Consider the following 12471-nt stretch of genomic DNA (forward strand, 5'->3'; position numbering starts at 1 on the left):
GAGATGAACACGCGCCTGCAGGTCGAGCACCCGGTGACCGAGATGATCACCGGCCAGGACCTGGTCGAATGGCAGCTGCGCGTCGCCGCGGGCGAGCCGCTGCCGCTGACGCAGCAGCAGCTGCGCATCGACGGCCACGCGGTGGAAGCACGCATCTACGCCGAAAATCCCGACAAGCAGTTCCTGCCGTCCACCGGCACGCTGCGCTTCCTGCGCACGCCGCCGGCGGTGCAGTTCATGCGTGGCGAGGATGCCCACGGCCCGGCCGGCGTGCGCATCGACGCCGGCGTGCGCGAGGGCGACACCATCAGTCCGTTCTACGACCCGATGATTGCCAAGCTGATCGTCTGGGGCAAGGACCGCGACGAGGCGCTGGCGCGCATGCGCCAGGCGCTGGCGGCGTACCACGTGGTGGGGTTGTCGACCAACGTGGCCTTCCTGCAGCGGCTGGTCAAGTCGGAGGCGTTCCGCACCGCCGATCTCGACACCGGCCTGATCGCGCGCAACGAGGCGGTCCTGTTCCCGCCGCCGGCGCCGGTCGGCATGGAGTTGATCGCGCTGGCGGTGGCGGCGCTGCTGGATCGCGAGGCGCGCGAATTGCGCATCGATGCCGCCGATCCGCATTCGCCGTGGACCCACGCCGGCGCGTGGCGGCTGAACGGCGGTGTGTCGCGCAGGCTGCGCTTCGGCTATGGCGAGCAGATGCTCGACGTGACGCTGGACAGCAACGAGCGCGGCAGCACGCTGAGCTACGCCGACCAGGCCGCGCCCTTTGCCTATACCTGCCAGGCCGACGATATCCGCGTCAATCTCGGCACGCGGCGCGCGCACGGGCAGGTTCACCTGGATGGCGACGAGTTCCACGTGTTCCACGGTGGCCGCCACGCTACGCTAGCGTGGCTCGATCCGCTCGCGCATGCCGGCGAGGCCGAAGGCGAGGGCGGCAAGCTGACCGCGCCGATGCCGGGCAAGGTCATCGCCGTGATGGTCGAGGCCGGCAGTACGGTCGCGCGCGGTGCGCCGCTGCTGGTGATGGAGGCGATGAAGATGGAACACACCATCTGCGCCCCCGCCGACGGTGTCGTCAGCGAAGTGCTCTACGGCATCGGCGAGCAGGTCGCCGAAGGCGCGCAACTACTAGCGTTCAGCGACTGAAAGCGTCGGGTCGGTGCTATCCTGCTGCCTCTGAATCCATTGGGCCGAGGCCGGGAGGACGTATGACCATGACGCTTTACTACAACCCCCAGAGCCGCGCGTCGGTGGCGCGCTGGATGCTGGAGGAGGTTGGCGCCGACTACGCGTTGCAGCACATCGATATCGCCAAGGGGGAAAGCCGTTCGCCGGCTTTCCTGGCGATCAATCCGATGGGCAAGATCCCCACGCTGGTGCTGGATGACGGCACCGTGCTGACCGAGAACGGCGCGATCATCGCCTGGCTCGCCGATGCCTATCCGAAAGCGGGGTTGATGCCGCCGCCGGGCTCGTCCGCGCGCGGCACGGTGCTGCGCTGGCTGTTCTTCTGCGGCAGCTGCTTCGAGCCGGCGCTGACCGATCGCATGATGCGTGCCCAGGCGCCGCTGCCCAAGCAGACCGTCGGCTGGGGCGACTATGACGAAGTCATCGACGCCATCGAAAAGGCCCTGTCCCCGGGGCCATTCGTGCTAGGCGACAGCTTCAGCGCCGCCGACGTCTATCTGGGTGCGTCGCTGGCATGGGCGGGGCAGTTCGGTGCGCCGCGCATCCGCGAAAGCCGCTGCATCCAGGACTACGTCGCGCGCGTCACCGCGCGCGATGCTTTCGTGCGCGCGGCCAAAGGCTAGCGACACCGGCGTGCTTCGGGCGCTGCATGCCGGCGGGCCTCCGGTCCATGTGATGCCGCCACGGCCTGCATTGCTCCCCGGAGTGTGAGACATTGGAGTCCCGGCCAGCGGCGCCGGTCGCAACGGCACGCTGGTCCATCGGGCGCCGGACTCCGGCGCCGAGCCTTCAAGGAGACGCAATATGCCAGGCAAGAACACCATCTGCTTGTGGTACGACCGCGATGCGCTGGAGGCGGCGAACTTCTATGCCAAGACCATTCCCGACAGCGCGGTCGGCGCCGTGATGCGCGCACCGGGCGACTATCCCGATGGCAAGGAGGGCGATGTGCTGACGGTCGAATTCACGGTCGCCGGCATTCCGTGTGTCGGGCTGAACGGAGGGCCGCACTTCAAGCACAGCGAGGCCTTCTCGTTCCAGATCGCGACCGACGACCAGGCCGAGACCGACCGGCTGTGGGACGCCATCGTCAGCAACGGCGGCCAGGAAAGCGACTGCGGCTGGTGCAAGGACCGCTGGGGCCTGTCGTGGCAGATCACGCCGCGCGCGCTGCTGGAGGCGATCACCGATCCCGACCGTGCTGCGGCCAAGCGTGCCTTCGACGCGATGATGACGATGCGCAAGATCGACATCGCCACCATCGAGGCAGCAAGGCGGGGCACAGCGCCGGGTTGATGCAGCGCTCCGGCTTGCGCGGCGCAAGCCGGCCCGCTTCCTCGAGTATCCAGCGCATTTCCATTCCTGACCCTGCAGCAACGTGGCACTTCAGCAAGGCTTCATCCTGACGCGGCACTGGCGCGATACGCCAGCCGGGACCGAAGTCGAATTCTGGCTGGCAACCGATGACGGGCCGCGCCGGCTGCGGCTGGCGCCACAGCCATCGGTGGCCTTTGTGCCGCAGGTGCAGCGCGAGCGTGCCGAGGCACTGCTGTCGCGCGAGCGCGGGGTCGATCTGCGCCCGCTGGCGCTACGCGATTTCCAGCGCAGGCCGGTGCTGGGGCTGTACTGCGCCCAGCACCGGCAATTGATCCAGCTGGCCAGGACGCTGCGCGATGCCGGCGTGGACGTGTATGAAGCCGATATCCGCCCGCCGGAGCGCTACCTGATGGAGCGCTTTATCACCGCGCCGGTGTGGTTCGACGGCGAGCCGGATGGCGCCGGCGTGCTGCGCAACGCGCAGATGAAGCCGTCGGCCGACTACCGGCCGGCGCTGCGCCTGGTGTCGCTCGATATCGAAACCAGCGCGGCGGGCGAGCTCTATTCGATCGCGCTCGAAGGCTGCGGCCAGCGCCAGGTTTACGTGCTGGGGCCGGCGCCGCAAACGCCGGCCCAGGTCGATTTCTCGCTGACGTACTGCGACAGCCGGCCCGAGTTGCTGCACCGGCTTAACCAGTGGCTGGCCGACCACGATCCCGATGCGATCATTGGCTGGAACCTGGTGCAGTTCGACCTGCGCGTGTTGCAGGAGCAGGCGCGCAGGTTCCAGGTGCCGCTGCGGCTGGGGCGCGGCGGCACGGAAATGGAATGGCGCGAGCACAACGCACAGCAGCACTTCTTCGCCAGCGCGCCGGGGCGCCTGATCATCGACGGCATCGAGGCGCTGCGCTCCGCTACATGGAGCTTTCCATCGTTCAGCCTCGAAGCGGTGGCGCAGGCGCTGCTCGGCGAAGGCAAGGCGATCGACAATCCGTACGACCGCATGGACGCCATCGACCGCATGTTCGCCCACGACAAGCCGGCGCTGGCGCGCTACAACCTGCGCGACTGCGAGCTGGTGACGCGGATCTTCGGCAAGACCGAGCTGCTGCGGTTCCTGCTCGAGCGCGCCACCGTCACGGGCTTGCCGGCCGACCGCAGCGGCGGCTCGGTGGCGGCCTTCACGCACCTCTACATGCCGCTGATGCACCGCCAGGGCCTGGTCGCGCCCAACCTCGGCGAGAAAGCGCCCGAAGCCAGCCCGGGTGGCTTCGTCATGGACTCGCGCCCCGGGTTGTATGAATCCGTGCTGGTGCTGGACTACAAGAGCCTGTACCCGTCGATCATCCGCACCTTCCTGATCGATCCGGTCGGCCTGGTCGAAGGGCTGGCGCATCCGGACGACGCCGATTCGGTGCCGGGCTTCCGCGGCGCGCGCTTTTCGCGGACCAAACATTGCCTGCCGGCCATCGTGGCACGGGTGTGGCAGGGGCGCGAGGCCGCCAAGCGCGATGGCAACAAGCCGCTGGCGCAGGCGCTCAAGATCATCATGAACGCGTTCTACGGCGTGCTGGGCTCGAGCGGTTGCCGCTTCTTCGACGCGCGGCTGGCGTCGTCGATCACCATGCGCGGGCACGAGATCATGCGGCAGACCCGGGCGCTGATCGAGGCGCGCGGCTACGAGGTGATCTACGGCGACACCGACTCCACCTTCGTCTGGCTGCGCCGCGCGCGTACCGAAGCCGACGCCGCGCAGATCGGGCGCAGCCTGGTGGCCTACGTCAACGACTGGTGGCGCGACCACCTGTGGCAGGCCTATGGGCTGGAGAGCGCGCTCGAGCTGCAGTTCGAGACGCACTTCCGGCGCTTCCTGATGCCGACCATCCGCGGCGCCGAGCTTGGCAGCAAGAAGCGCTATGCCGGCCAGGTGGAGCGTCCGGACGGCACCCGCGAGATGGTGTTCAAGGGGCTGGAGACAGTGCGCACCGACTGGTCGCCGCTGGCGCAGCGCTTCCAGCAGACCCTCTACGAAAAGGTCTTCAACCGCGAGCCGTATGCCGACTATGTGCGCGACATCGTGCGCCGCACGCTGGCCGGCGAACTCGACCAGGAACTGGTCTACCGCAAGCGGCTGCGGCGCCGGCTCGAGGAGTACCAGCGCAACGTGCCGCCGCACGTGCGCGCCGCGCGCATCGCCGACGACTATAACGAGCGCCAGGGGCGTCCGCGCCAGTATCAGCAGGGCGGCTGGATCAGCTATGTGATGACGGTGGCAGGGCCCGAGCCGCTGGAAGTGCGGACAGCGCCGATCGACTACGGCCACTACGTGACAAAGCAGCTCCAGCCGATCGCCGACGCCATCCTGCCATTCCTCGACGACGGCTTCGAGACGCTGATATCCGGCCAGATGGCGCTGTTTCCGCAGTAGCCCAAGTGTGATTCCAGCCACGGCAGGTGACTCAAATTGAGACACCTGGCTGGCAGCGAAACAGCACCGGCTCAGGTGAAAACCATGCCGCCCCTGTCACAGGCTTGAAAACAGGGTAGGGCTCACATAAAGTTCCCTTCCACCGGGGCGCCCCACTGGCAGCCCGAGTACAGAAACAGTGTGGAGACAAGGGAATGAGGCATGCGACGGACGTGCTGGTACGCGACGTGCAGATCGCGCGGCGGAACTTCTTCGACGGCAAGCTGATTCCGCCCGGAACGGTCTCCGAGCTGGTTGCCCGCTCGTGGGAGCGCGCCGCGAATTCGGGGCTCCGGCCAGAGGATCGCGCCCTGTTCAGCAACTTCGTCACGCATGGCCAGCTGCAGCGGCTCGAGGACGAACACCGTGTGCTGATAGAAGCCGCCGGCGAGGACATGGAGATCCTGGCGCGCGCGTTTCCCGCGCAACACTGGCTGGTGTTCTGCACCAACGCGGCAGGCATGATCGTCAGCGCCAGCAGCCGACCGGCCGCGGCGCCCGCCGCTGCGGCCGCAATCCGTGGTGGCAAGCAGGTGTGCGAAGCCGCGCTCGGCACCAATGCCCCTGGCTGCGTGCTGCGCGAAGGGGGCATGCCGGTGGAGATACGGCGTGGCGAGCATTACCTGAACGAGCTCGTCGACGTGGTCTGCGCGGCGGCACCGATCTACGACTGCCACGACCGGCTGATCGGCGTGCTCGACGTCACCGGCTTCGGCGTGGACCTGCCCGCCTACGCGCTCAGCCGCGTGCAGGCCGCCGCGATGTCGATCGAGAACCGGCTTTACGCGCGGCTGCCGGCTCGCCGGATCGTGCATCTGCATCATGACCATCGCATGCTCCATACGCCGGCCGAGGGCATCATCGCCATCTCCGACGATGACGTGATCATTGCCGCCAACCGTGCTGCCCGGCAAATGCTGGGCCTGCGCACCGGCAGCGGCGAGGGCATCGATATGCGCGACGTTTTTGCCGGCGGCCTGCACGGCGGCACGGGCCCGGCCCCGGGCTCGCTGAGCGCGCGCAGCGGGGAACGTTTCTTCGTCTCGCTGGAGCAGCATGCGCGCCGCCACGGCACCGCCGCGGCAAAGCCCGCCGGCGGCGCCGACTGCCTGATTGCCGACGCGACCCTCGCGCGCGCCTTCGACAAGGCCGTGACCGTCATCGGCGAGCAGGTGCCGGTGATTCTGCTGGGCGAGACCGGCACCGGCAAGAGCCTGCTGGCGCGCGCGCTGCATGACGCCAGCCGCCCGGGCACCGCCTTTGTCTCGCTGGACTGTTCGTCGATTCCGGAAAGCCTGGCCGAGGCGGAGTTGTTCGGCTACGCCGACGGCGCGTTCACCGGTAGCCGCAAGGGCGGCAGCATCGGCAAGATCGAGCAGGCCAACCATGGCACCCTGTTTCTCGACGAGATCGGAGATATGCCGCTGCCGCTGCAGACGCGGCTGCTGAGCGTGCTGCAGGAGCGCAGCCTGACGCGCGTCGGCGGCAGCAAGCCGGTGCCGGTCGACATTTCCGTCATCTGCGCCACCCACCGCAACCTGGACCAACTGGTGCGCCAGGGCAGCTTCCGCCAGGACCTGTTCTATCGCCTGAACGGCATGTCAGTGCGCATGCCGGCGCTGCGCGAGCGCACCGACTTGCCCGAACTGATCGAAGCCATGATGCGGTCGCTCGCGCGCGGGCGCCCCAAACGGCTTGCCGCCGATGTGATGGCGGTACTGATGGCGCATCAATGGCCGGGCAACATCCGCGAACTGCACCAGGTACTGCGTGCGGCGATGGCGCTGTCCGGCGGCGGTGAACTGGTGCAACGCGAACACTTCGACGAAGGCTGGCTGACGGTGGCGGCGATCGGGGCGCCGGCTGCCGGTGTCCCGCCCGGCGGGCCTGACACGCACTCGACCATGCTGGCCGACATGCAGAGCGAGCTGATCCACCGCACCCTGGCGGCGCTGAGCGGCAACCGCTCGCAGGCAGCGCGCGCGCTCGGCATCTCGCGCGCGACCTTGTACCGCAAACTGGCGCGCAGCAAGTCCGCCTGAGCGACGGCGCCGGTGCGCATCAGACCCCGCAGCTTGTGCAAGGCTGCGGGGTTTTTCTTTGCGCGCGTGCCAACGCGGTGTCGCAGTTGTACCGAGACACTGCCTCAGACTGCTACAGGTACGCGCTTCACGCGCGCCCGCACAGCGGGCAGAAGTTGCGGGAAAGCGGCCATCATGCGGCTTGCCGGCGCCGTGACGGAGTGCGGGCACGGCCTTTGCGTCCAGGGAGCCGAGCGCGTGGCAAGAACCGCGCGTAACGGACTAAAGGGACCAAAGGAGACAAAGCACATGGCAAGCAACGCAGCACTGCTGATAGGCGGAAAACTGGTCGAGGGCACGGCTCGCCTGGATGTCATCAACCCGGCCACCGGCCAGGTATTCACCACCGTGTCGTGCGCCACGGAACGCGAGGCGCGCGACGCCGTAGCCGCCGCCAAGGCGGCGCAGCCGGGCTGGGCCGCATCGGGCCTGCCGGCACGGCGCGCCTTGCTGCTGCGCTTTGCGGACGAAATCGGCGCCAATGCCGAAGAACTGGCAGCGTCGCTGGTGCTGGAACAGGGCAAGCCGCTTGCGGAGGCGCATCAGGAGCTGGCGTTCGCGCAAGCCTTCGTCCGGCATCTCGCCGGACTCGAGCTACCGGTCGCGGTGGTGCAGGACGACGCCACCCATCGCATCGAAATCCATCACAAGCCGCTGGGCGTGGTGGCGGCGATTGCCGCATGGAATTTCCCGCTGCTGATTGCGGCCTACAAGATCGCGCCCGCGCTGCTGATGGGCAATACGGTCGTGCTCAAGCCCGGGCCGACCACGCCGCTGACTGCGCTGCGGCTGGGCGCGCTGGCCCAGGACATCTTCCCGCCGGGCGTGCTGAATGTGATCACCGACCGCAATGACCTCGGGGCTTTTCTGACCGCGCACCCGGACGTGGCCAAGGTGTCCTTCACCGGCTCCACCGCAACGGGCAAAAAGGTGATGGAAAGCGCCGGTCCGCGGCTCAAGCGCGTCACGCTGGAGCTGGGCGGTAACGACGGCGCCATCGTGCTCGACGATGCCAGGGTGTCGGACATCGCAGCAAAGATCTTCGCCAGCGCCTTCTACAATTGCGGCCAGGTGTGCCTGGCACTCAAGCGCCTGTACGTGCATGCTTCGATCCATGACGAACTGTGCGAGGCGCTGGCCGACCTGGCCAGTGCAGCGGTGGTCGGCAATGGCGCGGAGCCTGGCGTTGCCATCGGGCCGCTGCAGAACGCCATGCAGTTCGACAAGGCGGGCCGCTTCCTGGCCGCGGCTCGGCGCGATGGCAAGATCCTGGCGGGTGGTGCCGCGCTGCACGGCGACGGCTACTTCGTCGCGCCCACCATTGTGCGCGACCTGCCCGACAACAACGAACTGGTGGCCGAAGAGCAATTCGCGCCCATCCTGCCGGTGCTGAAGTACCACGATATCGACGAGGCCGTGGCGCGCGTCAATGCCTCGCCTTACGGCCTGGGCGGTTCGGTATGGTCGTCCGACCCGCAGCGCGCCTACGCGGTGGCGCAGCAGCTCGATGTCGGTACCGCCTGGATCAACCAGCATCTGCATTTCGGCCCGCATATCCCGCTGGTCGGCGCCAAGGAGTCCGGCCTGGGCGTGGAGTTCGCCGCGGAGGGCCTGGCCGAGTATGCGCAACTGAGCGTGATCAATATCGCGCGTCAGCAGGGGCGCTGAACCGCTTAGCCCCCTTGCCACCTTGCCCGCCGGCCGGCGGGGCGGCACGGCTGGCTCGCCGTGCCGCAGCACGGCCAAAAACAATAGAAGAGTGGAGGAGACATGAAGAAGCTACGGACGGCATTCCGCCCGGGGATGCGCTCGGCCCTGTGCCGCAGCGCGGCAGGCGCGGCGCTGCTGCTTGGCGCGGCGCCGGCACTGGCGATCGACGTGGATGCAGGCGACTACACCGCACTGCCGGCAGGCACCAATCTTGGCCTGCTGTACTACCAGCACGTCGAGCGCGACAGGATCTACGCCGGCGGCCAGCGCATCGCCGGCGGCAACCTGGATTCGGATGTCGGCATCGTGCGCTACGTTCGCTTTATGGAGATCGGCGGCTACACCATCGACCCGCAATTCCTGCTGCCGTTCGGCAAGTTGCGTGCGACCGATAACCTGAGCGCGCTTGGCAGCGCCAGCGGCGTGGGCGACCTGATGCTGGCCGCCACGGTCTGGCTGGTGAACCAGCCGGAACAGAAGCGCTATTTCGGCATCACGCCCTTCCTGTTCGTACCGGTGGGCAGCTATGACAAGGACCGGCCGCTGAATCTGGGCGAGCATCGCTGGAAGTTCGCGCTGCAGGCGGGCTATATCACGCCGTTGATCGACAAGTTCACGCTGGACCTGGTCGCCGACGTGACCATCTTCGGCAGCAACGACAAGTTCGGTCCGAGCGCTGCCACGCTCCGGCAGGAGCCGCTGTTCCAGGGGCAGGCATGGCTGCGCTACCACCTGACCGAAAGCTTCGACCTCCGCGGCGGGCTGTCCTACGCGGCCGGCGGAGAGAGCAGGGTGAATGGTGTATCGCGCAACGACCACACCAATACGTCCAAGTTCTCGGTGGGCATGGCGTGGTTCCCGACGCCGACCGTTCAGGTGCTCGGCACCTATGGACGCGATATCTCGGTACGTAATGGCCCGCTGGAGGGCAGCCGTTTCAATCTTCGTTTGCTCAAGGTGTTCTGAGCGAGCCACGACCTGACAGAGAGAGAGGAGAACGACATGACAGGACACAAGCAAGCCGGTGCGAACGGGCACGCGCGCACTGTGGCAGCGGTCGCCCTGGCGCTGCTGACGCTGCCGTGCGCGGGCGCGCGTGCAGCGGATGCGGCGGATGCGGCGGCTGGCAGCCAGGCGAGGCCGCCCGTCGCGCAGCAAATCCGCGCCGCCACCACGCGCATCGATGGTGCAGCGATTCGCGCCAATGAGGCCAGCACCCCGAACTGGCCCACCTATGGGCTGGATTACGCGGAAACGCGCTTCAGCAAGCTCGACCAGATCCACAGCGGCAACGTCGGGAATCTTGGCCTGGTTTGGTCCTATGACCTGGAATCGACCCGCGGTGTCGAGGCCACGCCGCTGGTGGTGGAGGGGGTGATGTATGTCACGGCGCCGTGGAGCGTGGTCCACGCCATCGACGCGCGCACCGGCAGGAAGCTGTGGACCTACGATCCCAAGGTGCCGCGCGAGATGGCCCACAAGGGCTGCTGCGACGTCGTCAACCGCGGCGTCGCGCTGCACAAGGGCAAGGTTTACGTCGGCGCCTTCGACGGCAGGCTGATCGCCATCGACGCCGCCACCGGCAAGAAGGTCTGGGAGCGGGACACCATCGTCGACCGCAGCCATTCCTATACCATCACCGGCGCGCCGCGCGTGTACAAGGGCAAGGTCATCATCGGCAATGGCGGCGCCGAATATGGCGCACGCGGCTATATCACCGCCTACGATGCCGAAACCGGGGCCCAGCAGTGGCGCTGGTTCACGGTGCCGGGCGACCCCTCGAAGCCGTTCGAGAACGAAGCGATGGCACGCGCCGCCGGCACCTGGGATCCCGCCGGCAAGTACTGGGTCAACGGCGGCGGCGGCACCGTGTGGAACACCATGGCCTTCGATCCCGAGCTCAACCTGATGTACATCGGCACCGGCAACGCCGGTCCGTGGAGCCGCAAGGTGCGCAGCCCCAAGGGCGGGGACAACCTCTATGTGGCCTCGGTGGTGGCACTGAACCCGGACACCGGCGAGTACGTCTGGCACTACCAGGAAACGCCGGGGGACAACTGGGACTACACCTCGACCCAGGACATCATCCTGGCTGACCTGAAGATCGACGGCAGGCCGCGCAAGGTGCTGCTGCACGCGCCCAAGAACGGCTTCTTCTTCGTGATCGACCGCACCGACGGCAGGTTCATCTCGGCAAGGAACTTCGTCGACGTCAACTGGGCATCTGGCTATGACAAGAATGGACGTCCGATCGAGACACCGCAGGCGGACACTTCAGGCAAGCCGGTGGACGCCGTGCCGGGACCGTTCGGCGCGCACAACTGGCATGCCATGTCATACAACCCGCGCCTGCGGCTGGCTTATATCCCGGCGCAGCATGTGCCGCTGACCCTGGCCGACAACAAGCACTGGGTGCATAACCAGAAGGACTCGCCGGAGGCGCATCGCGGGGTGGGCTGGAACCTCGGCATGCTGGTCAACGCCGAGCCGCCGAAAAGCAAGCCGATGGGACGGCTGATCGCCTGGGACCCGGTCCGGCAGAAGGCGGCCTGGCAGCAGGACTACACCGGTCCCTGGAACGGTGGCACGCTGACCACCGCTGGAGAACTGGTGTTCCAGGGCACCGCCGACGGCCGCTTCATCGCCTACCATGCGGCGACCGGCGAGAAGCTGTGGGAGACCCCGACCGGCACCGGGGTGGTGGCGCCGCCGGTCACCTACATGGTCGACGGCAAGCAATATGTGTCGATCGCGGTGGGCTGGGGCGGTGTGTTCGGCCTGAGCACTCGCGCTACCGACCGCAAGGCGCCCGGGACGGTCTATACCTTTGCCATTGGCGGCAAGGCCAAGGCTCCGCCGTCCGCTCCGTATCCGATGGCCGGGCTGCTGCAGGGCGTGAAGTACGACCCCGCCCATGTACAGGAAGGGCAGAAGCTGTACGTCAACAACTGCGTGTTCTGCCATGGCGTGCCGGGCGTGGACAAGGGCGGCAATATTCCCAACCTCGCTTACGTGGGCTCAGGCCTGATCCAGAACCTGGACAAGATCGTGTTCAACGGCCCCTACGTCGGCCAGGGCATGCCGGATTTCACCGGCAAGCTGACCGCCGAAGACGTCGTCAAGATCCAGGCCTTCATCCAGGGCACGGCCGATGCGGTGCGGCCGAAGAAACTTTCCGACTGAGGCGCAGCCGTTCAGGTGAGGCGCAAAGGCGACAGCGCTGCCCACCGGGCGACATCGATCGTGCCCGGTGGGACGAGCTGTCAAAGTGACAGCAGAGGCTCTTTGTGTTGCGTTGGATAAAACACTTGCAAGGCTCGCATCCAGGTATTAAGATTCGCCCCCTCGTTCGCAAGGCATCGCGCAACGGGCAGGGAACGGCGTGCAAGAATTAACTCGAAAGAGGGCGTCCAGCGCAATAAAGAATTTTTCGAAATCAGTTGCTTAATCGAAAAAATTTCTTTAAAGTCTCGTTCCTTCGCTGCTGACAAAAACGCAGCGCGCTGAACGGCAAAGCCGGATGGCGAAGTTCTTTAACAAACAAACAACCGATAAGTGTGGGCGCTTGATAGCGGATGCGAAAGACTTCGGTCTTTTAGCTTAAAAGTTATACAGTGCTCGCACAGCAAAACGTGACTGGGTCTTCGGATCTGGTCAGTCAGTTTTCTGAGAGTGAGCGACCGCTCGAAAGAGCGAGGA

8 protein-coding genes are annotated in these 12471 nt (G+C 66.8%); all 8 read left to right on the forward strand.

The annotated features are described in order from the left end of the window. The coding region (locus C7416_RS28610; RefSeq protein ID WP_309250945.1) for a biotin/lipoyl-containing protein at window positions 1-1155 on the forward strand (1155 nt) is incomplete at its 5' end. Window positions 1156-1217: 62 nt separating this feature from the next. Further along, window positions 1218-1820: a glutathione S-transferase family protein gene (locus C7416_RS28615; protein ID WP_111521990.1), complete on the forward strand. Its 603-nt coding sequence runs from the start codon at window positions 1218-1220 to the stop codon at window positions 1818-1820. 181 nt (window positions 1821-2001) lie between these two features. Continuing rightward, on the forward strand, window positions 2002-2493 hold the full coding sequence (locus C7416_RS28620) for a VOC family protein (RefSeq protein ID WP_111521991.1): 492 nt from the start codon (window positions 2002-2004) through the stop codon (window positions 2491-2493). An 82-nt stretch (window positions 2494-2575) separates the two neighbouring features. Further along, window positions 2576-4942, forward strand: coding sequence for a DNA polymerase II (locus C7416_RS28625; protein WP_111521992.1), 2367 nt, complete (start codon window positions 2576-2578; stop codon window positions 4940-4942). Window positions 4943-5136: 194 nt separating this feature from the next. Then, window positions 5137-7023, forward strand: a complete 1887-nt coding sequence (locus C7416_RS28630; RefSeq protein WP_111521993.1) for a sigma-54-dependent Fis family transcriptional regulator — start codon at window positions 5137-5139, stop codon at window positions 7021-7023. A 288-nt stretch (window positions 7024-7311) separates the two neighbouring features. Then, window positions 7312-8730 carry an aldehyde dehydrogenase family protein gene (locus C7416_RS28635; protein WP_111521994.1) on the forward strand — a complete coding sequence of 473 codons (1419 nt, stop codon included), beginning with the start codon at window positions 7312-7314 and terminating at the stop codon, window positions 8728-8730. Window positions 8731-8832: 102 nt separating this feature from the next. Beyond that, window positions 8833-9738, forward strand: coding sequence for a transporter (locus tag C7416_RS28640; RefSeq protein WP_306437556.1), 906 nt, complete (start codon window positions 8833-8835; stop codon window positions 9736-9738). A 36-nt stretch (window positions 9739-9774) separates the two neighbouring features. Next, on the forward strand, window positions 9775-11955 hold the full coding sequence (locus tag C7416_RS28645) for a PQQ-dependent dehydrogenase, methanol/ethanol family (RefSeq protein ID WP_111521996.1): 2181 nt from the start codon (window positions 9775-9777) through the stop codon (window positions 11953-11955). Window positions 11956-12471 lie beyond the last annotated feature (516 nt).

The organism is Cupriavidus phytorum, assembly GCF_003254285.1.
GTDB lineage: Bacteria > Pseudomonadota > Gammaproteobacteria > Burkholderiales > Burkholderiaceae > Cupriavidus > Cupriavidus phytorum.

Excerpts from the sequence above, each read along its gene's own strand:
- C7416_RS28640 (WP_306437556.1), top strand. The coding sequence starts at position 8,833 with ATGAAGAAGCTACGGACGGCATTCCGCCCGGGGATGCGCTCGGCCCTG.
- C7416_RS28615 (WP_111521990.1), top strand. The coding sequence starts at position 1,218 with ATGACCATGACGCTTTACTACAACCCCCAGAGCCGCGCGTCGGTGGCG.
- C7416_RS28635 (WP_111521994.1), top strand. The coding sequence starts at position 7,312 with ATGGCAAGCAACGCAGCACTGCTGATAGGCGGAAAACTGGTCGAGGGC.
- C7416_RS28630 (WP_111521993.1), top strand. The coding sequence starts at position 5,137 with ATGAGGCATGCGACGGACGTGCTGGTACGCGACGTGCAGATCGCGCGG.
- C7416_RS28645 (WP_111521996.1), top strand. The coding sequence starts at position 9,775 with ATGACAGGACACAAGCAAGCCGGTGCGAACGGGCACGCGCGCACTGTG.
- C7416_RS28620 (WP_111521991.1), top strand. The coding sequence starts at position 2,002 with ATGCCAGGCAAGAACACCATCTGCTTGTGGTACGACCGCGATGCGCTG.